This window comes from Streptomyces sp. NPDC104309, assembly GCF_055584025.1.
Genome location: NZ_JBVJMV010000002.1, coordinates 288891 through 313223 on the forward strand (window position 1 = coordinate 288891; position 24333 = coordinate 313223).

At 71.5% G+C, this 24333-nt stretch carries 23 protein-coding genes; 14 read left to right on the forward strand and 9 right to left on the reverse strand.

Annotated features, from left to right (window positions below; translation table 11 throughout):
- Window positions 1-226: 226 nt before the first annotated feature.
- Entirely contained in the window at window positions 227-592 is a 366-nt protein-coding gene (locus ACZ68L_RS03105) for an SsgA family sporulation/cell division regulator (protein ID WP_469573717.1), read from the reverse strand.
- Between the two features lie 180 nt (window positions 593-772).
- On the opposite strand from ACZ68L_RS03105, the gene ACZ68L_RS03110 reads away from it, so the two are divergent.
- The 5 genes from ACZ68L_RS03110 to ACZ68L_RS03130 all read left to right on the forward strand — a co-directional run bounded on the left by ACZ68L_RS03110 (window position 773) and on the right by ACZ68L_RS03130 (window position 5391).
- The gene (locus ACZ68L_RS03110; protein WP_469573719.1) at window positions 773-1831 is read left to right on the forward strand and encodes an energy-coupling factor ABC transporter permease; all 1059 of its coding nucleotides are present in this window, start codon (window positions 773-775) and stop codon (window positions 1829-1831) included.
- 1 nt (window position 1832) lies between these two features.
- Window positions 1833-2594 carry a cobalt ECF transporter T component CbiQ gene (gene cbiQ, locus ACZ68L_RS03115; protein WP_469573721.1) on the forward strand — a complete coding sequence of 254 codons (762 nt, stop codon included), beginning with the start codon at window positions 1833-1835 and terminating at the stop codon, window positions 2592-2594.
- Window positions 2591-3364 (forward strand): energy-coupling factor ABC transporter ATP-binding protein, encoded by a 774-nt coding sequence (locus ACZ68L_RS03120; protein WP_469573722.1) that lies wholly within the window; start codon window positions 2591-2593, stop codon window positions 3362-3364. Before cbiQ ends, ACZ68L_RS03120 begins: the two co-directional genes overlap by 4 nt.
- Window positions 3365-3430: 66 nt before the next feature.
- Window positions 3431-4594, forward strand: coding sequence for a serine hydrolase domain-containing protein (locus ACZ68L_RS03125; RefSeq protein WP_469574000.1), 1164 nt, complete (start codon window positions 3431-3433; stop codon window positions 4592-4594).
- Window positions 4591-5391: an SDR family NAD(P)-dependent oxidoreductase gene (locus ACZ68L_RS03130; protein WP_469573724.1), complete on the forward strand. Its 801-nt coding sequence runs from the start codon at window positions 4591-4593 to the stop codon at window positions 5389-5391. The genes ACZ68L_RS03125 and ACZ68L_RS03130 overlap by 4 nt, the downstream gene beginning before the upstream one ends.
- Before the next feature lie 61 nt (window positions 5392-5452).
- Here the strand turns inward: ACZ68L_RS03130 and ACZ68L_RS03135 are convergent, their stop codons facing one another.
- Both ACZ68L_RS03135 and ACZ68L_RS03140 read right to left on the reverse strand, forming a co-directional pair.
- Window positions 5453-6268: an aminoglycoside phosphotransferase gene (locus tag ACZ68L_RS03135; RefSeq protein ID WP_469573726.1), complete on the reverse strand. Its 816-nt coding sequence runs from the start codon at window positions 6266-6268 to the stop codon at window positions 5453-5455.
- A 380-nt stretch (window positions 6269-6648) separates the two neighbouring features.
- Window positions 6649-7236 carry an RICIN domain-containing protein gene (locus ACZ68L_RS03140; protein ID WP_469573728.1) on the reverse strand — a complete coding sequence of 196 codons (588 nt, stop codon included), beginning with the start codon at window positions 7234-7236 and terminating at the stop codon, window positions 6649-6651.
- Between the two features lie 362 nt (window positions 7237-7598).
- Here ACZ68L_RS03140 and ACZ68L_RS03145 point away from each other — a divergent pair, with 362 nt between their 5' ends.
- Complete coding sequence (locus ACZ68L_RS03145; protein ID WP_469573730.1) at window positions 7599-7937, forward strand: hypothetical protein; 339 nt, start codon at window positions 7599-7601, stop codon at window positions 7935-7937.
- A 285-nt stretch (window positions 7938-8222) separates the two neighbouring features.
- On the opposite strand, the gene ACZ68L_RS03150 is transcribed toward ACZ68L_RS03145, so the two are convergent.
- The 5 genes from ACZ68L_RS03150 to ACZ68L_RS03170 all read right to left on the reverse strand — a co-directional run bounded on the left by ACZ68L_RS03150 (window position 8223) and on the right by ACZ68L_RS03170 (window position 14029).
- Window positions 8223-8651: an SRPBCC family protein gene (locus ACZ68L_RS03150; RefSeq protein WP_469573732.1), complete on the reverse strand. Its 429-nt coding sequence runs from the start codon at window positions 8649-8651 to the stop codon at window positions 8223-8225.
- Between the two features lie 298 nt (window positions 8652-8949).
- Complete coding sequence (locus ACZ68L_RS03155; protein ID WP_469573734.1) at window positions 8950-9801, reverse strand: EamA family transporter; 852 nt, start codon at window positions 9799-9801, stop codon at window positions 8950-8952.
- Window positions 9798-10295: a YbaK/EbsC family protein gene (locus ACZ68L_RS03160; protein WP_469573736.1), complete on the reverse strand. Its 498-nt coding sequence runs from the start codon at window positions 10293-10295 to the stop codon at window positions 9798-9800. The genes ACZ68L_RS03155 and ACZ68L_RS03160 overlap by 4 nt, the downstream gene beginning before the upstream one ends.
- A gap of 160 nt (window positions 10296-10455) precedes the next feature.
- Window positions 10456-12090 carry a penicillin-binding transpeptidase domain-containing protein gene (locus ACZ68L_RS03165; protein WP_469573738.1) on the reverse strand — a complete coding sequence of 545 codons (1635 nt, stop codon included), beginning with the start codon at window positions 12088-12090 and terminating at the stop codon, window positions 10456-10458.
- Between the two features lie 172 nt (window positions 12091-12262).
- Window positions 12263-14029: a dolichyl-phosphate-mannose--protein mannosyltransferase gene (locus tag ACZ68L_RS03170; protein WP_469573740.1), complete on the reverse strand. Its 1767-nt coding sequence runs from the start codon at window positions 14027-14029 to the stop codon at window positions 12263-12265.
- A gap of 53 nt (window positions 14030-14082) precedes the next feature.
- Here ACZ68L_RS03170 and rsmI point away from each other — a divergent pair, with 53 nt between their 5' ends.
- The 6 genes from rsmI (at window position 14083) to ACZ68L_RS03200 (ending at window position 18979) form a co-directional block, all read left to right on the forward strand.
- Complete coding sequence (gene rsmI / locus ACZ68L_RS03175; RefSeq protein ID WP_469573742.1) at window positions 14083-14979, forward strand: 16S rRNA (cytidine(1402)-2'-O)-methyltransferase; 897 nt, start codon at window positions 14083-14085, stop codon at window positions 14977-14979.
- Window positions 14980-15138: 159 nt separating this feature from the next.
- Window positions 15139-15513, forward strand: a complete 375-nt coding sequence (locus tag ACZ68L_RS03180; protein WP_469573744.1) for a hypothetical protein — start codon at window positions 15139-15141, stop codon at window positions 15511-15513.
- Window positions 15514-15571: 58 nt separating this feature from the next.
- Window positions 15572-16438: a TatD family hydrolase gene (locus ACZ68L_RS03185; protein ID WP_469573746.1), complete on the forward strand. Its 867-nt coding sequence runs from the start codon at window positions 15572-15574 to the stop codon at window positions 16436-16438.
- A 113-nt stretch (window positions 16439-16551) separates the two neighbouring features.
- On the forward strand, window positions 16552-17046 hold the full coding sequence (locus ACZ68L_RS03190) for a ubiquitin-like domain-containing protein (RefSeq protein ID WP_469573748.1): 495 nt from the start codon (window positions 16552-16554) through the stop codon (window positions 17044-17046).
- Window positions 17047-17180: 134 nt separating this feature from the next.
- Window positions 17181-18089, forward strand: coding sequence for a 16S rRNA (adenine(1518)-N(6)/adenine(1519)-N(6))-dimethyltransferase RsmA (gene rsmA / locus ACZ68L_RS03195; RefSeq protein ID WP_469573750.1), 909 nt, complete (start codon window positions 17181-17183; stop codon window positions 18087-18089).
- Window positions 18086-18979, forward strand: a complete 894-nt coding sequence (locus tag ACZ68L_RS03200; RefSeq protein WP_469573752.1) for a 4-(cytidine 5'-diphospho)-2-C-methyl-D-erythritol kinase — start codon at window positions 18086-18088, stop codon at window positions 18977-18979. Before rsmA ends, ACZ68L_RS03200 begins: the two co-directional genes overlap by 4 nt.
- A 31-nt stretch (window positions 18980-19010) precedes the next feature.
- Here the strand turns inward: ACZ68L_RS03200 and ACZ68L_RS03205 are convergent, their stop codons facing one another.
- Window positions 19011-19571, reverse strand: coding sequence for a lipoprotein (locus ACZ68L_RS03205; protein ID WP_469573754.1), 561 nt, complete (start codon window positions 19569-19571; stop codon window positions 19011-19013).
- Between the two features lie 264 nt (window positions 19572-19835).
- On the opposite strand from ACZ68L_RS03205, the gene ACZ68L_RS03210 reads away from it, so the two are divergent.
- Together ACZ68L_RS03210 and ACZ68L_RS03215 are read left to right on the forward strand one after the other, a co-directional pair.
- Window positions 19836-21653, forward strand: coding sequence for an ABC-F family ATP-binding cassette domain-containing protein (locus ACZ68L_RS03210; protein WP_469573756.1), 1818 nt, complete (start codon window positions 19836-19838; stop codon window positions 21651-21653).
- A gap of 732 nt (window positions 21654-22385) precedes the next feature.
- Window positions 22386-24287, forward strand: coding sequence for an outer membrane protein assembly factor BamB family protein (locus ACZ68L_RS03215; RefSeq protein ID WP_469573758.1), 1902 nt, complete (start codon window positions 22386-22388; stop codon window positions 24285-24287).
- Window positions 24288-24333: the final 46 nt, after the last annotated feature.

Genomic DNA, 24333 nt, shown 5'->3' on the forward strand with positions numbered 1-24333 from the left:
TACGGTCCGGGCCGCTCCGGCCGGACCGTGAGGCCTCCGGGATCGGGGGCCGGTCCGTAGAGCCTCCGGGGTCCGCGTCCGAGCGGAGCGCGGCCCCGGACGCGCCGGTTACCTGTGGGGACGGGGGGCCGGGGCAATGACGAAGCCCCCGTGCGAGCGGCACGGGGGCTTCTGTCGTGCGTGTGAGCGTGTGTGTACGTCAGGCGCGCGTCGCGTCTGCTCCGGGTCACGCGGGTGCGTGGGTACCGACACCCTCGTCGTCGACGTTCTCGTCGTGCGTACGGTGCAGGAACCGGATCAGCGGCGCGTTGTCGAACTGCACCACCTCCACGCCCTCCTTCGAGCGGAGCTCCACGACCAGCTGCGTCCGTCCGCACGGCCACACCCGGATCCCGCCGCGTTCGGCGGGGGAGAGCAGGCCGCGTTCCAGCAGATCGCGGCTGAACGACCAGTCGATGCCGCCGGGGAAGGCGACATGGACGTTGCGCGGGTCCTTGTCTGCGTCGTACAGCAGATCGACCGGCACCGCCGGGAGGTCGGGGGTGTCATTGACGAGCCAGGCTTCGGCCTGCTCGTGGATCACGGGGGGCATGGGCCGATTCCTCCTTTTGTCCACCTTCGCCATCCAATGTCGCATATTTTTCACAAAGGGCGCGGCGAGGCCAGCTGTGACGTACCCGCTCTTGCGAAGCGTTTGCAACAAGGCCCTATCATTGAGCGGTTAACGACACCGTCCGCAGCAACGCGGCATCGCAGGAAGCGGAGCCCCTCCATGCACGTACCCGACGGATTCATCAACGCGCCCGTCTCCGCCGCCGCCGGGGTCGTCGCCGCGGGTGCGGTCGCCGTCAGCCTGCGGGGCGCCCGCCGGGAGCTGGACGAGCGCACCGCGCCGCTCGCCGGTCTCGTCGCCGCGTTCATCTTCGCCGTGCAGATGCTGAACTTCCCGGTCGCGGCAGGCACCAGTGGGCATCTGCTGGGCGGGGCGCTCGCCGCCATCCTGGTCGGGCCCTATACCGGGGTGCTCTGCATATCCGTCGTCCTGCTCATGCAGGGTGTCCTGTTCGCCGACGGCGGCCTCACCGCGCTCGGCGTGAACGTGCTCGACATGGGCATCACGACCACCGTCGTCGCGTACGCCCTCTTCCGCGGACTGGTCGGCGTGCTGCCGCGCACCCGGCGCTCCATGACGGTCGCCTCCTTCGTCGCTGCCCTGGTCTCCGTACCGGCGGCGGCCTGCGTCTTCACGCTGATCTACTGGATCGGCGGCACCACCGACATCCCGATCGGCAAGGTCTTCACCGCGATGGTCGGGGTCCACGTCCTGATCGGCATCGGTGAGGCCGTGATCACCGCGCTGACCGTCGGCGCCGTCATCGCCGTACGCCCCGACCTGGTCCACGGCGCCCGCGGGCTGACCGCCCCGCTCAAGCTCCGGGTCGAGGGCGAACTCGTGGACGCCCCCGCCCCGCAGCCCGTCGCCCCCGTCGCCGCCCGCTCCACCCGGGGCATCTGGATCACCGGTCTGATCACCGCCGTCGTCCTCGCGGGCTTCGTCTCCTTCTACGCCTCCGCCAGCCCCGACGGCCTGGAGAAGGTCGCCGCGGACCAGGGCATCGACAAGAGGACCGAGGAGCACGCCGCCAAGGACTCCCCGCTCGCCGACTACGGTGTCAAGGACATCAAGAACGCCCGCGTCTCCGGCGGTCTCGCCGGAGTGATCGGCGTCGGTGCCACGATCGTGGTCGGCAGCGGAGTCTTCTACGTGATCCGTCGCCGTCGCACCGCGGAGGAGACCGTCGGTACGCCGCGCACCGGGGAAACCGTCTGACATGGGCGCCGGACACGCACACAGGCTCTACCGGCACGGGCATTCGCCGGTCCACGACCTGCCCCCGCACTGCAAGCTCGCCGCCGCCTTCCTCTTCGTCGTGGTCGTCGTCTCGACGCCGCGCGAGGCGGTGTGGGCGTTCGCGCTGTACGCGGTACTGATCGGCGCCGTCGCCGCGCTGGCCCGCATCCCCGCGCCCTTCCTGCTCAAGCGGCTGCTCATCGAGGTGCCGTTCGTGGCGTTCGCGCTGCTCATGCCGTTCGTGGTGCCCGGCGAGCAGACCCATGTCCTCGGTCTCTCCGTCAGCGTCCCCGGCCTCTGGGGCGCCTGGAACGTCCTCGCCAAGGGCACCCTCGGCGTCGCCGCCTCCGTACTCCTCGCCTCCACCACCGAACTGCGCTCGCTGCTGCTCGGCCTCCAACGGCTCAGGCTGCCGCCGCTGCTCGTCCAGATCGCCTCCTTCATGATCCGGTACGGCGATGTGATCACCGACGAGATGCGCCGGATGTCGATCGCCCGCCGCTCCCGCGGCTTCGAGGCGCGCGGGATACGGCAGTGGGGTGTGCTCGCCAAATCGGCCGGCGCGCTCTTCATCAGGTCGTACGAGCGCGGCGAACGCGTCCACCTCGCGATGGTCAGCCGCGGCTACGCGGGTTCCATGCCGGTGATCGACGAGGTGACGGCCTCCCGGACCCAGTGGGCGCACGCCGCGGCACTCCCCGTCCTCGCCCTTGTCATCTGTCTGTTGGGATGGACCGTATGAGCAGCATGCCCACCGCCCCCGCACCGTCCCTGGAAGTCAGCGGACTCGCCTACGCCTACCCCGACGGCCACCAGGCGCTCTTCGGGGTGAACCTGACGGTCGCCCGGGGCGAACGTGTCGCCCTGCTCGGCCCGAACGGAGCCGGCAAGACCACACTCGTCCTCCATCTCAACGGCATCCTCGACGCCGGCGCGGGCACCGTCCACGTCGCCGGTCTCCCGGTGGACAAGCGCAACCTCGCCGAGATCCGCCGCCGCGTCGGCATCGTCTTCCAGGACCCCGACGACCAGCTCTTCATGCCCACCGTCCGCGAGGACGTCGCCTTCGGGCCCGCCGCCTCCGGGCTGCGCGGCGCCGAACTGGAGGAACGCGTCACCGACGCGCTGCGGCAGGTCGGCATGGAGGAGTACGCGAACCGCCCGCCGCACCACCTCTCCTTCGGCCAGCGCCGCCGCGTCGCCGTCGCCACCGTCCTCGCCATGCGGCCGGAGATCCTCGTCCTGGACGAGCCGTCCTCCAACCTGGACCCGGCCTCGCGGCGCGAGCTCGCCGACATCCTGCGCGCCCTGGACGTCACCGTGCTCATGGTCACGCACGACCTGCCGTACGCCCTGGAGCTCTGCCCGCGCGCGGTCGTCCTGAGCGAGGGCGTCATCACCGCCGACGACCGCACCCAGGACCTGCTCTGCGACGAGGAACTGATGCGCAGCCACCGTCTGGAACTGCCCTTCGGGTTCGACCCGCGTTCCGTGACGGTGAACATGGGGTGACCCGCCCCGCGTCCGGCCTGCGACGGGATGCACCATGGGGGGATGAGCGGGAGCGCAGGAGCAGGCGTGGACGTACGGGGCACGGTGGCGGCCGGATTCGAACCGGTCCGGGATGCTTTCGTCCGTAACTTCGAACAGCGCGGCGAACGCGGAGCGGCCGTCGCGGTCTACCGGGACGGCCGCAAGGTCGTCGATCTGTGGGCCGGTACGAGAGACGTCGACGGAGCCGAACCATGGGCCGTCGACACCGTGCAGATCGTCCGCTCGGCGGGCAAGGGCATAGCCGCCGCCGTACCGCTGCTGCTGCACCAGCGCGGCCAGGTTGATCTGGACGCCCCGGTCGGCACGTACTGGCCGGAGTTCAAGGCCGCCGGCAAGGAACGCGTGCTCGTCCGCGACCTCCTCGCCCACCGGGCCGGAATCCCCGCCCTCGACCGCCCGCTGACGCCCTTGGAGGCGGCCGACGGGATCTCCGGTCCGCGGGCCGTCGCCGCCCAGCGCCCCCAGTGGGAACCCGGCACCGACCACGGCTACCACGCCCAGACCTACAGCTGGCTGGTCGGCGAACTGGTGCGCCGGGTCACCGGCCGCACGGTGGGCCGCTGGATCGCCGAGGAGATCGCCCGCCCGCTCGGCCTGGACTTCTGGTTCGGCCTCCCGGCCGACGAGGCGCACCGGGTGGGCCGCATCGGACCCGTCGAACCCCCGGCCGCCGCGGGCAACGGCGGCGCCCTGCGGGTACGCCCCAAGCGGTCCGTCGTCGAGGCGTACCGCGACCCGGAGTCCCTCACCCGCCGCGCCTTCGGGGCCATCGACCCCCTGCCCGACGAGAACGACCCCGACTACCGGACGGCCGAACTCCCCGCCTCCAACGGCATCGCCACCGCCCGCGCCCTGGCCCGCTGCTACGCGGCGATGATCGGCCCGGTCGACGGCCACCGCCTGTTCGCCCCCGCCACGCTCACCCTCGCCCGCACCGAGGAATCGGCGGGCCCGGACCGGGTCCTGGTCGTGAACACCCGTTTCGGCCTCGGCTACATGCTGCACGGCCCGGCGGCCCCGCTGCTGGCCCCCGGCTCCTTCGGCCACCCCGGCCGGGGCGGCTCGCTCGGCTTCGCCGATCCCGAATCCGGCATCGCGCTGGGCTATGTGACGAACGGTCTGCAGAAGGGAGTTACCGCCGATCCCCGTGCCCAGGCCCTGATCAGGGCAGTACGGTCGGCGCTATGACTCCTCCTTACCCTGCGGGTGCACGGTTCGACGGACACGGCGTACTCATCACCGGAGCGGGCCAGGGCATCGGCGCGGCCACGGCCCGCCGCCTGGCCTCGGAGGGCGCGCGCGTCCTGGTCACCGACCTGGACGCCGCACGCGCCGGACGCACCGCCGAGGCGATACGCGAGACGGGCGGGACCGCCGAGTCGCTGCCCTGCGACGTGGCCGACCGGGCGGCGGTCGAGGCCGCGGTCGCCCACGCCGTCGCCGCCTTCGGCTCCCTCGACGTGCTGGTCAACAACGCGTACGCCTGCACCCCCGACGCACCGCTCTTCGAGGACGAGCCCGACGAGGCGTGGCAGCGCGACCTGGATATCTCGCTCACCGGCCCCTACCGCTGCGCCCGCGCCGCCCTGCCGCACCTGGTGGCCTCCGGCCGGGGCGCGATCGTCAACATCGGCTCGGTCAACGGCGAGCAGGACTTCGGCAACCACGGCTACAGCGCCGCCAAGGCCGGCCTGGGCAGCCTGACCCGCACCCTCGCGGGCCACGCGGGACCGCGCGGCGTGCGCGTCAACCTGGTCGCGCCCGGCACGATCCGTACGGACGCCTGGGCGGGCCGTGACGCCGAACTGTCCCGGGTGAGCGGTCTCTACCCGCTCGGCCGGGTCGGCGAGCCGGACGACATCGCGTCCGCCGTCGCCTTCCTCGCGTCGCGCGACGCGGCCTGGATCACGGGGACGACGCTCCGGGTGGACGGCGGGCTCACCGCGGTGAACTACGGCTTCCGCCAGGCGGTTTCGGGGGAGTAGCGCGGCCCGTGGCCGTGCCGCCGGGGTCGGACCGTGGCCGTGCCGCCGGGGTCCGTCCGCTTCAGCTCCCCAGCCGGTACGCGGCCCAGCGGTCCGCCGAGGCCCGCAGTCGGTGCGTCCACTCGTTGGGGTGCTCGTCCGCGGTGGACCGCCAGTAGCGCTGGAGGGCGGTGGCGGCGACGTCGCGTTCGCGGGTGGACGCGGCGGACCAGGCCGGGACCTTGGCGGCCCACTGTTCGGCCCCGTACGGGTCATGCCCGGCGAAGCCGAGCCAGACGACCCAGCACGCCGGGTCGATCCAGGCGGCGCCACGGGTGGCCCACGCCCAGTCGACGAGGCGGGCGCCGCCGCCGGTGGGCGGGCCGTGGGTGACGTGGACGTTGGTGTGGAACCAGTCGGTGTGCAGCAGCGTCGTACCGGCGAGCAGCGCCGCGTCGGCGGGGTCGTCGAGCGGGCCGCCGAACCGTTCCACGGCGTCCTCCAGCTCGATGTCGGGGCACGGAATCCGTCCGAGCGCCGTCAACACTTCGACGACGAGGGGCAGATCGGCGGAGCCCGGAGCGAAGTCGGCGCTGCGGCCGGGAAGATACTCGAAGCCGAGCAGGTCCCAGTCGTCGGTCGTGACGCGCCACAGCAGCCTCGGCCCGACGGGGACGACGTACGGATTGACGGCGGCCTCGCGCGCCTGCGTCCACACCAGCGGCTGTTCCCGGTGCACCCCCTTGAGGAAGACCCGGCCGCGTGCGGTGTCCAGGGTGGCGGCGAACTGACTGCTGAACCCGTGGCCGGCCGACTCGACTCCTTCGATCGCGCCGGTCCGCTCGCGGATCGCCGCGCGGACATCGTCGGGGAGCTCGTCCCAGCTTTTCCTCGGCATGGAGCGGAGTTTAAGGGCTGTCCCGTAATCCCTGGCGGGCGCGCGACGCCGGCTACTTCCCCAAGCTCTCGGCTGCGCTCGAACAGGGGAGGCCCCATCCTCGCCGCGTTGTCGGAACGTCCGCATACCTCCAGTACGCGGACGTCCCTCCGCCTTGCGATGCACCGCATCTGACGCCGCGCGCTGATCCACCACGGATTGCGGGACAGCCCTTAGGGAGGGGTGCGCTACGGATGTGACACATCGGGGCTCGGGTGCCTCGTGTGGGCGAAGGGGTGGGTGGCGAGCCCCCGAGCCCGTCGCCCACCCCGCCCGAACCAGGGCCTCTCGTCTGGATCACGCCGGACTCGCGGGCTCCGGCCTGATCCAAACGGAAGACCCTAGCTGTTGGCCGCAGGGGTGTCGTTGTCCACGCTGCGCCACAGCCGGTCGGAGCTGGGCTGTGCGATGTTCAGGTAGAGGGTGTCCCAGCTGCCGTCGTTGTACCTGTTCAGGCTGAGGGCGAGGTCCTTGTTGACCACCGGGCGGTACATCCACCAACCCGTGTGGGTGTCGCCGACCTTCTCGCCGATCAGGCTCCACTTCTGGAGCTGTGAGCCGTCACAGGTCCGGACGACGACGGTCGTACCCCGCTGCGGTGTCGCGGCGCTGGGCTGGAGGCACTTGTTCGCGGCCTCGTTCCTGATCGTGGCCGTGTAGGTGTTGGGGCCGTCCGCCTGCCAGGCCGAGAAGTCCAGCTCCCAGCGCTCGGTGCTGTAATTCCATGCCGGGTCGCGCAGGGTGATGCCGGTGGCGCCCTCGGCGGTGCTGTTGTTGAGCAGGGCCAGACGGCTCCCGTCCATCTTGTTGATCACGTCCCGGTTGGGACTGGGCGCGGCGGAGGCCGGCGTGCCGCTGGCCGCGGCGACACCGCATGTCGCCAACACGGCTGCGGCGAGGGCCAGTACAGGATGATTGCGCTTGGACACAGCAGATGTCCCTTTCGGTGCATGGATGTCCGCAATGGCAGGACTTGGGCATCCAAGCAGCCCGGATTCCCGCTGAAACGATCACGCTGGGGCGATCGGCCCCTTTTCACTCCATCGGGCCCATCTCGCCCGCGGGCCCCGCGCACGCCGGTCGCACGTCCTGGAGCCTGGCGCGCCGTCCCGCTCAACTCGTGTACACCAGCAGCCCGATGTCGACCGCCATCAGTCGTGGTCCGGCCCGGAAACCCTCCGTCCCTACTACTTCCGGAAGAGAGACCAGGGATTACCGCGCACCCCGCCAACCGGCGGACCGAGTGCCCGACCGCCACACGCCCCCGTGCGCCCGGTGCGCCGGGGCCTCCGTGCAGCACTGTCCGTTCCTGCGTCGCACCGAGTGCGCGGTCCTGCGGGTGCGGAAGCCGCAGCTCTACGGGGTGTCGGGGGCCGTCCGCACCGTGCCGGCGGACGGCCGGCAGGAGTCCGGAACCGACTTTCTTTCCGCATACAGCAAGCCCCGGTTTCCCGGCATGCTCGCGTCCCGCCCGTTCCGCGAATTGCGCGGCGTGACGGTCGTGGACTTCCCGCCGTCCGTCGGGACCGCCTGCGACGAACGGGAGAACATGCAGTCACTGACAGTAGTGAAGCAACCGCACTGCGACCCGGCCCGGCAACGGCCGTCAAAGAACGCCTTCCGGTCCTGAAGCTGCTGGCCTTCACCACAACCGGGGAGAAGCGGCATCCCGGAAGGACTGACCAGGCCCGCTCCGGCCCGCCCGGTGCAGAACCAGCCCTCCGGCGGTCAGGCCCCGCCGGACACCGGGCCTTGCCTGCGTCCCGACTCCGGCGGGGCCCGGGAGGGCGTTCTGTTCAGCACGCTTCATCTCTCCCGGTGTCGTCAGTGGTGGTTCACACGCCGCGGCCGGGACAAAGCCGGTGGTGTCGGCCTGTGCGCCGGCCCTTACCCGAGCAAGACCGGCACGTCGGGACTAATGCCGGCTCTCCAGCAGGTCCTTGAGCTTCTCCAGGTCGGTCCGGACTGTGTTCTCGATCGCATGGACCTGGGCGAATCCCTTCGGGCCGCCGAAGGTCGCCCGCACGGTGTCCGGGTCGTACTCCAGCCGGACTTGCAGCTGGGTATGCCTGTCATCCAGCGGGTTCACGGCGAAGGCAGCTTTCAGTTCCGGGCTGTCCACCGTCCAGTCCATCACCTGGCCCTTGCCGCGATCGGCAATGCGAGTCTCGAAAGCCTGCTCGTCGTCCCCGATCCGGACGTCGAGATGGGCTCGGCTGCTGCCGTGCGCAGCGGCGCTCTTCACGCCCTCCATGAACATCGGGTACTCATCGATACGGTGCAGCTGCGCCCAGACCTCCTGCGCCGGGACATCGACGTCGACCTGTTCTTCGAGCCTGCTCATCGGGAGCCTCGCTTCCCGGCCCGGCCGCCCGGGCCACCAGTACCTCCAGCCTGCTCTGCTCCCCGCCCTCCGGCCACCCAGCCCGGTCCCGGCCCAGTTCCGCGATCCGGTCACGTCGAGGAGTTGGCCACTCAGCGGAACCACCGGTCAGCTCGACGTAGTCGAGGGCGGGCTGCGGTCCGGAATCGGCGTCGTCGTGGTCGGCGCCACTTTCGTACACGCACAGTTCTGGGGCGAAAGCCGGAACGATCCCGCCGTACTCGGGCCGGGCCACGGGCACCCGGCCTTTTCCTCCCGCTCAACTCGTGTGCAGCATCAGCCCGATGCCGACCACCATCAGCCCCGCCGCCGCGATGCGCGGGGCGCCGAACCGTTCCTTGAAGAACAGCGTTCCTATGGCGGCGCCGACGATGATCGACGACTCCCGGAGCGCCGCGATCGGGGCCAGCGCCGCCCGGGTCTGGGCCCACAGCACGAGGCCGTACGCGGCCACCGACAACGCCGCCCCCAGCAGCCCGCGCGCGGCGAACGGCCGGAGCCGGGTGACGAGTTCGCCCCGATGGCGGTGGAGCGCGTAGGCCGGGATGGCCAGTCCCTCCAGGATCATCAGCCAGGCGATGTAGCCGAGCGAGGTGCCGGAGGCCCGTACCCCGACCCCGTCCACCGTGGTGTATCCGGCGATGGCCAGGCCGGTCGCGACGGCGGCCAGCAGCGCCGGCCAGTCCGGGGGCCTGCCGGAGCCGCGGATGCCCCAGAGGGCGAGCCCGACCAGCCCCGCCGAGGCCACCGCGACGCCCGCCGTGGCCCAGCCGTCGGGGTGTTCACCGACGAAGACGGCGGCGAGAACCGTCACCACCAGCGGCGCCGTGCCCCGGGCGATCGGATACATCTGACCGAAGTCGCCCAGGGTGAACGAGCGCATCAGCAGCATCATGTACGTCACGTGCAGCACGGCCGAGACGAGGAGATACGGCCAGGCCCCGGCGGCGGGGAAGGGGACGAAGCAGGCGCCGGCCGCGCCGATCAGCACCCCGCCCCCGGAGATCAGGGTGAAGGAGAGGAGCTGATCCTTGATCGCGTGCGCGATCGCGTTCCAACTGGCGTGCGTGACCGCGGCGATCAGGACGGCGAGGGCGACCAGCGGTGTCACTTCGGCTGCTCGCGCACATCCACCACGGTTCCGCCGGCGTGCCCGATCAGCGTCTTGGGGTCGAGGGGGAAGACCGTGTGCGGGGTGCCCGCCGCCGCCCACACCACGTCGTGGTCCAGCAGCCCGCGGTCGGCCAGCACCCGGGTCCGCGTACGGTGCCCGAAGGGCGGCACACCCCCGATCGCGTACCCGGTCGTCTCCCGGACCAGGTCGGCCCCGGCCCGCTTGACCTTCCCGGCATCCAATTCGCCGCGTACGAGCTCCACATCGACGCGCGAGGAACCGTCCATCAGGACCAGCACCGGGACGCCGTCGGCCTCGAAGATCAGGGACTTGACGATCTCGCTGAGCTCGCAGCCGATCGCGGCAGCGGCCTCGGCGGCGGTACGGGTGGCCTCCGGGAACCGGCGGATCTCGACCTGAAGACCCAGTTCCCGCAGGGCCTCGGCGAATCGGGGGTGGGCTTCGGCGGCGGTGGTGTCAGGAGCGCTCATGCCCCGCACGCTAGCGAACGCGGCGCGGGACGCGCGACGGGGTTGCGCACGTGCGGGGGCAGGTGCCGCCGGGCCCGTGGTGAGGCGTGGACGGGCCGAGGCCATTGTCCAGTGCCGCACCCGCAGAGGCCGGCCGCGCCGACGGCTCCGGCGGTGGGCGTCACGGCCCCGCGCGCAGCACCGCCGCCACCACCGGGCCCGCCGCGTCGCCGCCGTGGCCGCCGGACTGGACGACCGCCGCGGCGGCCAGGTCGTTGCTGAATCCGGTGAACCAGCTGTTGGAGGTGGCCTGGCCGTCCACCTCCGCCGAGCCCGTCTTGGCGCCCTTGTCACCGCCGACCGAGGCCATCGCGGCCCTACCGGTGCCCCAGCTCGCGGTCTGGCGCATCATGTTGGTGAGCTGCTGGGAGACGGAGGGGGACAGCGACCGGGAGGCGGTGGCGATCTGCCGGCCGTCGAGGTCCCGGTCCACGAGGACCGGCTGGCGGAAGGTGCCGTTCTTCGCGGTGGCGGTGATGGACGCCATGTTGAGGGCGTTCATCTGGACCGTGCCCTGGCCGATGTACTGGGCGGCCGCCTCGCCTTCGGTCTCCTCGGGCACGCTGCCGTCGAAGGTGACCACGCCGGTCTGCCAGTTCAGGCCGATGCCGAAGACGTCGCGGGCCTCCTTGGCGAGCGCCGCGTCGTCGTTCGCCTCGTCGATCAGCTTGATGAAGGCGGTGTTGCAGGAGCGGGCGAAGCTGGTCGTCAGGGTGCCGTCGGGGATGGAGAAGCCGTCCAGGTTCTTGAAGGTGCGGCCGTAGTACATCGCGGTCGGCGGGCACTCGATCTTCTGGTCGGCCGAGGCGAGGCCCTTCTCGATCAGCATCGCCGCCGTCACGATCTTCATCGTCGAACCGGGCGCCTGCTTGCCCTGCATCGCCGCGTTGAATCCGGTGGCCGGATTATTGGCGACCGCGCGGATCGCGCCCGTGGACGGCCGGATCGCGACCACCGAGGCCTGGCTGAACTTCTTCACGGCCACCTCGGCCGCCGCCTGGGCATGCGCGTCCAGGGTGGTCTGCAGCCTGCCGGGCCTGCCCTTGCTGATCGTCAGCAGGGTCTTGTCCGGGCTGCTCTCGTTCGGGCTCTCGATCCAGGTCTCGACGCCGGCGGTGCCGCCGGCCTTCTCCCCGTACTTCTCGCGCAGGGCTTCCAGGATGGGCCCCAGCGACGGGTACTTCTCCTTGCTGAGCACGTTGCCGTTGTGGTCGACCGCCTCGATCGCCGGCGCGGACGCCTCGCCCGTCTTGAGCGACGCGCCCTTCGCCAGATCGGGATGGACCACGGTGGGGGCCCAGTCCACCAGCGGCCTGCCGGTGGTCAGGCCGCGCACCACGGTCAGTTCGGAGGAGTACGACCAGGGCTTGGACTTGCCCTCGAAGGAGACGGTCGCCTTCACCGTGTACGGCACCTTCGAGCCGACCGCCGGACCGGGAGTGATCACCGCCTTCGCGACATGGGCGCTCTCGCGGTAGTCCGTCAGTATCGGTTCGGCCTCGGTCGCGTTGTTGGTGAGCTGCGACGCGACGGCCGCGTCACCGCTCGCCCAGGCCTTGAGGAACTTCTTCGACACCTCGTCGATCTCCGTGTCGGTGACCGGCCCCGTACGCACCTTCGCGGAGGCGGTCTCGGTGCCCGTGTCACCGCCCCCGCCGCCCAGCCCGTCCAGGACGTTGTACGCGCCGTACCCCACCCCACCGACCACGACCGCGAACACTCCGCCGACTATCGCGACCTTCGCTCCACTGCGCATCCCTGCAGTCCCCCTCCCCAGGAGTTCCCCTTGAACATGTTCAAGGGGATGCTGCCGGGCACCCTACGGGACGGTGGTGACAGCCGAGATGGTTGTTATAGGAACGCGATACGTGAGGCATGAATGCGCCGGTCAAATCCAGGTGTGCCGCTCATATCGAGTCGTGTCGGTCTCAGATCCAGGTGTCCAGCCACATCCGGTCCCGCCAGGAACCGTCGGGAATGGGTGTTCCCGTGTAGATCGGCCAGAAATAGATGAAGTTCCAGATGATCAGCAGCACCAGCACGCCCGCCGCGACCGCCCCCAGCGCCCGCCGCCGCTCCCCGGACGGATCGCCGGACAGCCGACCGGTCTCCAGTCCGGGCCCGGTACCCGCCCCCGGACCCAGCAACGCGCCGATCATCATCGTCACCGCCAGGCACAGGAACGGCACGAACACGACCGCGTAGAAGAGGAAGATCGTCCGCTCCTGGTAGAAGAACCAGGGCAGCCAGCCCGCCGCCACGCCGCAGGCGATGGCCCCCGCCCGCCAGTCGCGCCGGAAGAACCAGCGCCACAGCACGTACACCAGGGCGAAGCACGCCGCCCACCAGAGCACCGGCGTCCCGATGGCCAGCACCTCGCGGGAGCACTTGCCGGTCTCCGACGCCGCGCAGCCCGACTGCTCCTCCCAGAAGTACGAGACGGGCCGGCCGAGCACGATCCAGCTCCAGGGATTGGACTGGTACGTGTGGCCGGACGTCAGATTCACATGGAACTCGTAGACCTGGTACTCGTAGTGCCACAGGCTGCGCAGCCAGTCCGGCAGCCACGTCCAGTTGCCGCCGCTGCCCTCGGTCTGCGCCCAGTCGCGGTAGTAGCCCTTGCCGGTGACGATCCAGCCGGTCCAGGAGACGAGGTACGTGAGGATCGCGACCGGGACCGTCGAGACGAACGCCGGCAGCAGGTCCCGCTTCAGCACCGCCATGTACGGGCGGACGGCCCCCGCCGTCCGTCGCGCGCCCACATCCCACAGCACCGTCATCAGGCCGAAGCCGACCAGGATGTACAGACCGTTCCACTTGGTGGCGAAGGCCAGCCCGAGCATCAGACCGGCGGTGAGCCGCCAGGGGCGCAGGCCGAGGCGCAGATTCTCCGCGACCCCGGCATCGGGGCGCAGCACCCCCTCCTCGTCGACCGGCAGCGCGGCGGCGAGCCTGCGCCGCGCCCAGTCGCGGTCGATCAGCAGCGCGCCGAACGCCGCCAGCACGAAGAACATCAGCACCAGGTCGAGCAGCGCGGTGCGGCTCATCACGAAATGCAGACCGTCGACGGCGAGCAGCGTGCCGGCCAGGCACCCCAGGAACGTCGAGCGGAACAGGCGCCGCCCGATCCGGCACAGCATCAGCACCGACAGCGTGCCGAGCACCGCCACCATGAACCGCCAGCCGAACGGCGTGAAGCCGAAGATCTGCTCACCGAGGCCGATGATCCACTTGCCGACCGGCGGGTGCACCACATAGCCCGGATCCACCGGGACGTGCACCTTCGACGGATCGGCGAGGATCAGCTTGTCGATGTCCTTGGGCCAGTTGCCCTCGTACCCCTGGTTGATCAGCGCCCAGGAGTCCTTGGCGTAGTACGTCTCGTCGAATATCAGGGCGTGCGGGCTGCCCAGGTTCCAGAACCGCAGCACCCCGGCGACCAGCGCCACCAGCAGCGGACCGCCCCAGGCGGACCACCGCACCAGGCGCGCGGCCAGGGGCGGGGAGATCCCGAGTACCGCCCACAGCTGGGCGCCGGGCCTGGCGTACGGCGGGACCAGCCGTTCACGCAGCCCGATCCCGGGCCGGGGCGAATGGCCGAAGCGGCGTAGCCGCTGCTGCCAGGAGGCCGCTTCTTCGCCGTGCGGTTCCCCGGCGTCTTGGCCCTGCCGGGCTTCGGGCGCAGTACTCGTCACCGCGCCATCGTAGGGAACGCATCTGTGCGAGTGCTGTCGCCCGTGCTGGGAGGATGACTCATGTGACTGGAACGACTGGAACGCTGGTACTCGCAGGAACCCCCATCGGCGATGTGGCGGACGCCCCGCCGCGCCTCGCCGCCGAACTGGAGACGGCCGATGTCGTCGCCGCCGAGGACACCCGGCGGCTGCGCCGCCTCACCCAGGCGCTCGGCGTCCGCACCACGGGGCGGGTCGTCTCCTACTTCGAGGGCAACGAGTCGGCCCGTACGCCCGAACTCGTCGAGGCACTGACCGGCGGCGCCCGGGTGCTGCTGGTCACGGACGCCGGGATGCCGTCCGTCTCCGACCCCGGCTACCGGCTCGTGGCCGCCGCGGTGGAGAAGGGCGTCAGGGTCACCGCGGTCCCCGGCCCGTCCGCGGTGCTGACCGCTCTCGCCCTGTCCGCGCTGCCGGTCGACCGTTTCTGCTTCGAGGGCTTCCTGCCGCGCAAGGCGGGCGAACGGCTGGGCAGACTGCGCGAGGTCGCCGACGAGCGCCGCACCATGGTCTTCTTCGAGGCCCCGCACCGGCTCGACGACACCCTCGCGGCGATGGCCGAGGTCTTCGGCGCCGACCGCCGGGCGGCCGTGTGCCGGGAGCTGACCAAGACGTACGAGGAAGTGAAGCGCGGCCCGCTGGGCGAGCTGGCGGCCTGGGCGGCCGAAGGGGTACGCGGCGAGATCACCGTCGTCGTCGAGGGCGCGGCCGACTCCGGACCCGAGGAACTGGACGCCGCGGAGCTGGTGCGCAGGGTGCGGGTGCGCGAGGAGGCGGGGGAGCGGCGCAAGGAGGCCATCGGCGCTGTGGCCGCGGACGCGGGGCTGCCCAAACGCGAGGTGTTCGACGCGGTCGTCGCGGCCAAGAACGCGGCGCGAACCGGCTCTGCGGAGGGCAAAGGACTTTCCTGAAAAGCAAAGCGCGAGCCGCGTACCGGGCCTTTCTGCCACGAGAAGGCCAAAACCGCTCCAACAGTCGACAGGGCCCGATGCGCTCCGGCCGGCAGGGGAGTCCACTGGACCGGGGACGCACTCCCCGGAGTGTTCGTCCGGCGGACAGAAGGAGCGGACATGAGCGAGATCGCAGCGACCACGGTGCACGAGGCGTACGCATTCGCCTGCATGAGGTGCGGACACGGCTGGGAGCAGGCCTTCGAGATAGAGCACCACGTCGACGGTTCCAACAACGGCTTCGTCATATACAAGGCGGACGGGGAACGGGTGCCCTCACCCCTTTCCGCGCCGACCTGCGCGAACTGCGGCGGACACGTGGTCCGGATCATGCGGTCCGGCCGGGTCTCGACCGTCCAGAAGCTGCTCCACGACCCCCAGCCGAGGCGGTCGGCGGGCAAGGGCGTCGACGCCCGGGAGGGCGAGGCCGCGGCCGTCGGCGCCGGGCACCACTGGCACCTGTCCGACCTCCTGCACCCCTTCCACCGCAAGTAGGGCGCCCGGCCCCCACCACGGGCGGGGTGCCCGGCGCGGTCCTCGTACGATCGTCCTCATGAGCCGTACCGAAGCCCCGCCGTTGCCCGAACCCCTCCGGGTGCCGGTCGCCGATTCGCACACCCACCTGGACATGCAGGACGCGACCGTCGAGGAGGGCCTGGCCAGGGCCGCGGCGGTCAATGTGACCACCGTGATCCAGGTCGGCTGCGACGTGGCCGGTTCGCGGTGGGCCGCCGAGACCGCCGCCGCGCACGTGAACGTGCACGCGGCGGTCGCCCTGCACCCCAACGAGGCACCGCGCATCGTGCACGGCGACCCCGAGGGCCGGTCGCGGCAGGGGGCGCGGGAAGCGGGCGGAGAAGCGGCGCTGCACGAGGCACTCGCGGAGATCGACGCACTGGCCGCGCTCGACCACGTACGCGGTGTCGGCGAGACCGGGCTCGACCACTTCCGCACGGGCCCCGAAGGCATGGCCGCGCAGGAGGAGTCCTTCCGGGCCCATATCGAGATCGCCAAGCGGCACGGCAAGGCGCTGGTCATCCACGACCGCGAGGCGCACGCGGACGTGCTGCGCGTCCTCGCCGACGCGGGCGCCCCCGAGCGGACCGTCTTCCACTGCTACTCCGGCGACGCCGACATGGCCCGGATCTGCGCGGACGCCGGGTACTTCATGTCCTTCGCGGGCAATGTCACCTTCAAGAACGCCCAGCCGCTGCGCGACGCACTGGCCGTCGCGCCGATGGAGCTGGTCCTGGTCGAGACGGACGCACCGTTCCTGACCCCCGCCCCGTACCGGGGACGGCCCAACGCGCCCTATCTCATTCCGGTCACCCTGCGCGCCATGGCAGCGGTGAGGGGCGTGGACGAGGACACCCTGGCGTCAGCCGTCTTCGACAACACCGCCCGCGCCTTCGACTACTGACCACATCGGGGCCGATGACCGTGCGTGGTCGCCCCGTTTTGAAGAGTGACCGCTGCTCCGCTATCGTCCCGGGCGCCATTCGGCGACCGGCCGATCGGATCCTCGGGAGCGTCGTGAGCAGTTCCAAGGGCAGCCACCGTGCCGCACGTGGCAGAGGGCGTACGGTGTCGCCCGCCGTCCCCGCACCCGTCCCGTTCCACGAGCGGATGACGCTCGCCGCGCGGGCGCTCCACACCCCGACGCTCGTCGGCCCGCGCGTTCCGCCCGCCCGGCCGTCCGTCCCCCGCCCCACCGGCGGCCGGGCGGGCGCGCGCCGGGCCGCCCACCACCGCAAGGCCCCCCTCCGGCCCGAGAACCTGCGCCGCCTCGTCCCCCAGGCCCTCGTCCTGGCGTTCCTGGCCGGTGGCACCACGGCGTTCGTGGCCCTCGACAAGGCGGTGACGCTCGACATCGACGGCAGACCCCGCACCCTGCACACCTTCGCGGACGACGTCGGTGAACTCCTCGCCGACCAGGACGTCGCGCTCGCCGCCCGCGGCACCGTCACGCCCGCCCCCGGCACCGCACTCGCCGACGGCGACGAGGTCGTGGTCCGGACGCGGAGGTAGCGCAGGGCGCACACGCGGCGGGACGGGCGGGCAGGCCGCGGAACGCCCCGGCGGCCGGGCGCGTCCGCCTGGCGAGAGGTCTTTCACGCGACGGGGGCGGGCCCCGGGCCGCACCGCGGCCGTAGGCTTACCGGGTGAGCACCACTGAGCCCGACGCCCTCCTGGGCCCCGCAGACATCCGCGAGCTGGCGGCCGAGCTGGGCGTACGCCCGACCAAGCAACGCGGTCAGAACTTCGTCATCGACGCCAATACGGTCCGCAGGATCGTGCGGACGGCGGAGGTCCGCCCGGACGACGTCGTCGTCGAGGTCGGTCCGGGGCTCGGCTCGCTGACCCTGGCGCTGCTGGAGGCGGCGGACCGGGTCGTCGCCGTCGAGATCGACGACGTGCTGGCGGGCGCGCTGCCGGCCACGGTCGCCGCCCGGATGCCGGGGCGGGCCGACCGGTTCGCCCTGGTGCACTGCGACGCGATGCTGGTCCGGGAGCTGCCGGGCCCGGCGCCGACCGCGCTGGTCGCGAACCTTCCGTACAACGTCGCCGTGCCGGTGCTGCTGACCATGCTGGAGCGGTTCCCGTCCATCGAGCGGACCCTCGTCATGGTCCAGGCGGAGGTCGCGGACCGGCTGGCCGCCAGGCCGGGCAACAAGGTCTACGGCGTGCCGTCGGTGAAGGCCAACTGGTACGCGGACGTCAAGCGGGCCGGATCCATCGGCCGCAACGTCTTCTGGCCCGCCCCGAACGTCGACTCCGGCCTGGTGTCGCTGGTCCGGCGCACCGAGCCGGTCACGACGAGCGCGAGCAGGACCGAGGTCTTCGCGGTCGTCGACGCGGCCTTCGCCCAGCGCCGCAAGACCCTGCGGGCGGCCCTGGCCGGCTGGGCGGGCTCCGCCCCCGCCGCCGAGGCGGCCCTGGTCGCGGCCGGGATCTCGCCGCAGGCCCGCGGTGAGTCCCTGACGGTCGAGGAGTTCGCCGCCATCGCGGAGAACAAGCCCGCCGGGACCGCCGGGGCCGACGGCAACCAGCCCTCGGGGAGTGGCGAGTGAGCGTCACCGTCCGCGTACCCGCCAAGGTCAACGTCCAGCTCGCGGTCGGCGCCCCGCGCCCCGACGGCTTCCACGACCTGGCCAATGTCTTCCTCGCCGTCGGCCTGTACGACGAGGTCACCGTCACCCCCGCCGACGGGCTGCGCGTCACGTGCTCCGGCCCGGACGCCGCGAAGGTCCCGCTGGACGCCACGAACCTCGCCGCCCGCGCCGCGATCGCACTGGCCGAGCGGCACGGCATCGCACCCGATGTGCACATCCACATCGCCAAGGACATCCCCGTCGCGGGCGGCATGGCGGGCGGCAGCGCCGACGGTGCGGCGGCCCTGCTGGCCTGCGACGCCCTCTGGTCCACCGGCGCCACGCGCCAGGAACTGCTCGACATCTGCGCGGAGCTGGGCAGCGACGTCCCGTTCAGCCTGGTCGGCGGCGCGGCCCTCGGGGTCGGACGCGGTGAGCGGCTGACCCCGATCGACGTCGGCGGAACCTTCCACTGGGTCTTCGCGGTCGCCGACGGCGGGCTCTCCACCCCGGCCGTCTACGGCGAGTTCGACCGGCTCACGGCCGGTACGGACGTCCCGGACCCCGCCGCGTCCGCCGCGCTCCTGGACGCGCTGCGGTCCGGTGACACCGCCGCGCTCGCGGGCGCCCTGAGCAACGACCTCCAGCCCGCCGCGCTCTCGCTGCGCCCCTTGCTGGCCGACACCCTCGCCGCGGGCACCGCGGCCGGCGCCCTGGCCGCGCTGGTCTCGGGCTCCGGGCCGACCACCGCGTTCCTGGTGGCGGACGAGGAGTCGGCGCGGAAGGTGGCCGAGGCGCTGATCACCTCGGGGACGTGCCGGAACGCACGGGCCGCGGTGTCCCCGGCGCCGGGCGCCACGGTCCTGTGAGCCGGGCCGGCCGGGCGGCATCGCCGCCCGGTCAGCCGAGCCGCAGGCTCTTCCTGGCCAGCTCGTACGCCGGAAGCATCGCCTCGTGCTCCTCGGAGTCCATCCCGCCCAGATGGACCACGACCGGCCCGTCCGGGGTGGCGACGGCGAAGGCCCGCTCCTTCTTGAGCTCGTCCAGCAGTTCGCTCCTGACCGTGTAGCCGGCCTCGGCCGCGGCCAGGTCACCGGCCCTGGTCGCGGTGTACGTGACCTTTCCGGCGCCTTCCTCGTCGGCGATGAACGCCTCCAGGACCTGGCGCGGGGTGCGATCGGACTTCTCGCCCTGCCACACCCGCAGATAACCGATGTTCCCCGCCGGCTTCGCGTCGATCTCGCAGACCATGGTGACCTGGCCCTGCACGCCCAGTGCGGCACCGAGCTCGGAGTCCGGATCGACGCTGACGGCCTTCGGCTTCCAGGACGCCGCGAGGTCGAAGGCGACGGGCAGCGGGCAGGCCGAGCCGGAGCCGCCGACCGTGCCACCCCCGGCGGCGGTTCTCCCGCCCGTCCCGGCCTTCTGCGACGGCTTCCCGCCGGCCGGCTTCTCGGCCACGGACCCCGCATCCTGCGACGCCGACGAACAGCCCGCCAGCACAAGCGCCGTCAGCAGTGCCGCCGGAACCACGCCCCGCACCGGCCCTCGGACAGCATTCCGCGCGGTGTCACGCACCGTCGAATTCCCCACTGAAGTCCCCACCCCTGAGATGTTCGAAGATCTTCCGACCGGGCCCCCCGCCCCTTGATCGATCGCCGCACGCTATCGCAGCCGCGAGCCGACTACCCTGGGACGTCGATCGATCCCCCAGGCAGGAGTGAAATGGCCGTCAATCTGGTCAATGTCGAGCAGGTCAGCAAGGTGTACGGCACCCGTGCCCTGCTCGACGGTGTGTCCCTCGGAGTGTCCGAGGGGGACCGGATCGGTGTCGTGGGCCGCAACGGCGACGGCAAGACGACCCTCATCCGGATGCTCGCCAGGCTGGAGGAGGCGGACAGCGGCCGGGTCACGCACAGCGGCGGGCTGCGCCTCGGCGTGCTCACCCAGCACGACTCGCTGGACCCGGCGGCGACCATCCGCCACGAGGTGATCGGCGACCTCGCCGACCACGAGTGGGCGGGCAGTGCCAAGATCCGTGACGTGCTCACCGGACTCTTCGGCGGGCTGGCCCTGCCGGGCTTCGAGCACGGTCTGGACACCGTCATCGCCCCGCTCTCCGGCGGCGAGCGGCGCCGGATCGCGCTGGCCAAGCTGCTCATCGCCGAGCAGGACCTGATCGTCCTCGACGAGCCGACCAACCACCTCGACGTCGAGGGCATCTCCTGGCTGGCCGGCCACCTGCGGGCACGCCGCTCGGCGCTCGTCTGCGTCACCCACGACCGCTGGTTCCTCGACCAGGTCTGCACGCGCATGTGGGACGTCCAGCGCGGCACGGTCCACGAGTACGAGGGCGGCTACAGCGACTACGTCTTCGCACGGGCCGAGCGGGAGCGGATCGCCGCGACCGAGGAGTCCAAGCGGCAGAACCTGATGCGCAAGGAGCTGGCCTGGCTGCGCCGCGGCGCCCCCGCCCGTACCTCCAAGCCGCGCTACCGCATCGAGGCGGCCAACGAACTGATCGCCGACGTGCCGGCGCCGCGCGACACCAGCGAGCTGATGAAGTTCGCCAACGCGCGGCTCGGCAAGACCGTCTTCGACCTGGAGGACGTGACCGTCCAGGCGGGTCCCAAGACGCTGCTCACCCACCTCACCTGGCAGCTCGGCCCCGGTGACCGGATCGGCCTGGTCGGGGTCAACGGCGCGGGCAAGACCTCGCTGCTGCGGGCCCTCGCCGAGGCGGCCCGTACCCAGGGCGAGGCGCAGCCCGCCGCCGGGAACATCGTCGTCGGCAAGACCGTCAGGCTGGCCTACCTCTCCCAGGAGGTCCACGAACTCGACCCGAACCTGCGGGTGCTGGAAGCCGTGCAGCAGGTACGGGACCGGGTCGACCTGGGCAAGGGCCGGGAGATGACCGCGGGGCAGCTCTGCGAGCAGTTCGGCTTCTCGAAGGAGAAGCAGTGGACCCCGGTGGGCGACCTCTCGGGCGGCGAGCGGCGCAGGCTCCAGATCCTGCGCCTGCTGATGGACGAGCCGAACGTCCTCTTCCTCGACGAGCCCACCAACGACCTCGACATCGAGACGCTGACCCAGCTGGAGGACCTCCTCGACGGCTGGCCCGGATCGATGATCGTGATCTCCCACGACCGGTTCTTCATCGAGCGGACCACGGACCGGGTGATGGCGCTGCTCGGCGACCGCGCACTGCGGATGCTGCCGCGCGGGATCGACGAGTACCTGGAGCGCAGGCAGCGGATGGAGGAGGCGGCGACGCCCTCCGCCGCACCCGCGGCGGCCAAGGAGAAGGCCGCGCCGGCCGCGGCGGTCTCCCCGCAGGCCGCACGTGCGGCGAAGAAGGAACTCCAGAAGGTGGAACGGCAGCTCGACAAGATCTCGACCCGGGAGACCGCGCTGCACGCACAGATCGCGGAGCACGCCACGGACTTCGAGAAGGTGGCGAAGCTGGACGCGGAGCTGCGTGAACTGGTCGTGGAGCGCGACGAGTTGGAGATGCGCTGGCTGGAACTGGCCGAGGACGCCTGATCGCTGAGGCGCCTTCGGTGTGACCGGTGTGGCCTGTGGGGCGGGTGATGGAAAGAAAGCTCGCCCGGCGCAGGTACAGATGCCGGACCGGTCCGCGCGAAGGGGGACGTGCTGATGACCCGGCCGCCCGGCCGGCAACCGCCGCAGGGGAGCTTCGGGGCTCCGTACGATCCGCCGCCGACGCCGGTTCAGCCGTCCCCGCCACCACCCGGCCACGGCTCAGCGCCCCCGTCGCCGCCCGGCCAGGCCGGTGGTCCGTACGGCGCGCCCGGTCAGGCGGCAGGGCCGTACGGCGCGCCCGTACAGCCGGGGTCGTACGGCGTTGCGCAGCCCGGTCCGTACAACGCGCCCACGCGGCCGGGACCGTACAACGCGCCCACGCAGCCGGGTCCTGGACGCAGTTTCCTCGTGCACACGAGGATCAGCGGGATCGACGGCGAGGCGGAGAAGCCGATGAAGTCGATGGTGGGCTCCGGCAGCTGACGGTCCGAGGCGTAACGGCGGCATCACGGGCCGGTTCTCCCTTGGGAACAGGGGGTGGACCGACCCGGTGGGCGCGGTGTTGCGGGTGGTACAAAGAAGCCCCGCTCGACTGTCGTGACACTGCGGGATCCATGCCCGATTCGCTCCTTTCCGCGGAGTTCAGGGGGGTCTTGTCGGACCTCTTCGAGCCCTGCGGAATCGCGGGGGAGACCGGAACGGGCACCGGACCGCATGAAGGGGGACGTGCTGATGACCCAGCCGCCCAGCCAGCAACCGCCGCAGGGAGGCTTCGGCGCACCGCAGGAGCCGCCGCAGGGGAGTCCTCAGCCGCCCCAGGGCCCGCCGCAGACCCCGCCGGTTCCGCAGGCGCCGCCGCCCGCCCAGCCCGGATACGGCTACCCGCAGACGCCCGGTCAGGCACCGGGCCAGGCCCCCGGTTATGGCCACCCCCAGCAGCCGGGCCAGCAGCCCGGCCCGTACGGTCAGCAGCCCGGTCCGTACAGTCAGCCGACGCAGCCCGGCCCGTACGGTCAGCAGCCGGGTCCGTACGGTCAGCCGACGCAGCCCGGCCCGTACGGTCAGCAGCCCGGTCCGTACAACCAGCAGCCGGGTCCGTACGGTCAGCAGCCCGGCCCGTACGGCCAGCCGACACAGCCCGGTTACGGCTACCCGCAGCAGCAGTACCCCGGCGCACCGGCCCCCGGTGGCCCCGGCGGTGGCAACCTCTTCAAGCGCAAGCCCGCGCTGGTGATCGGCGCCGCGGCCGCCGCGCTCCTGGTGATCGGCGGCGGCATCTTCGTCGCCACGAGCGGGGGCGACGACAAGAAGCCCGTCGCGCAGAAGAGCGACGACGCCAAGCCGAGCGGCTCGCCCTCCGTCAACGAGGACAACAGCGACGGTCGCCAGACCGACGACGACCTCAACGCCGGACGCAAGAAGGGCGAGGCGAAGATCCTCTGGCTGCAGACGAACGACGTCGACCTGCCGCGCAACGGCGCGGATGTGTATGGCCCCTGGGTCGTCGGCGACACGGTCGTCAAGGGCATGTACCGCACCGTCTCCGGCTACTCCGTGGCCGACGGCAAGCAGAAGTGGACGCTGAAGCTGCCCGCCGACCTGTGCGCGGCCCCCTCGCAGCCCACCACCGACGGCAAGATCGTCATCGGGGTCCAGAACGGCACGACCGACAAGGCGGTCTGCGCGGACCTCCAGATGATCGACCTCAACACCGGCAAGGCCGGCTGGAAGAAGTCGATCAAGAAGAACGGCATCTGGGACATAATGTCGGACATCTCGCTCGCCACCAGCGGCGACACCGTGGCGGTCGGGCGCACCGGAAACTCCAACGCCTACCGGGTCAGTGACGGCAAGGAGCTGTTCGGGAACCAGCCGGGCAACTGCCAGCCGTTCGCCTTCGCGAGCGGGCCCAAGCTGATCGCCGCCTCCAGCTGCCGCACCGATGACGTCAGCAATCCGCAGCATCAGATCCAGGAGCTCGACCCGGTCACGGGGAAGCCCCGGTGGACGTACCGGCCCAAGCGCGGATGGGAGATCGACCGGGTCTTCTCGGTGAGCCCGCTGGTGGTCTCCCTGAAGAAGGACAAGGAGTGGAGTGTCCTCTCCCTCAAGGAGAACGGCTCGCTCCGCACCGGACTCGTCAGTGACAAGGGCGACACGTTCGCGCCGGACTGCGGCAACGCCTTCGCCATCTTCGGCAAGTCCCTGGACGGTTGCTCCGGTGTCGCCGCCGACGCCAACACGTTCTACATGTCGACCGCGCCGAACTCCAGCGGCATCACCGATACGAACAAGGTCGTGGCGTTCAACCTGAACACCGGTCGTTCCAAGTGGAAGGCCGCGGCCCCGGCCGGGCGCGTGGTGAAGCCGCTGCGCATGGAGGGCGGCAATGTGCTGCTCTACGTGAAGGCCGGGTACAACAAGGGCGGCGGGATCGCCACCCTCGCACCGACCGGTGGTACGCCGCAGATGGTGCTGCGGCACCCGGTGAAGACGGCCGAGATCGAGAGCTCCTTCTACAACTCGAAGATCGTCTACGCGGACGGCCGTTGCTTCATCGCGAGTGGACGGGTCAGCGCCAGCAACGACAAGGAAGAGCTGGAGACGAAGACCATGATGGCCCTCGGCAACTGACGGCTCACGAGGACTGTTGACGGAAGCGAGCCGTCGGCGCCCGACG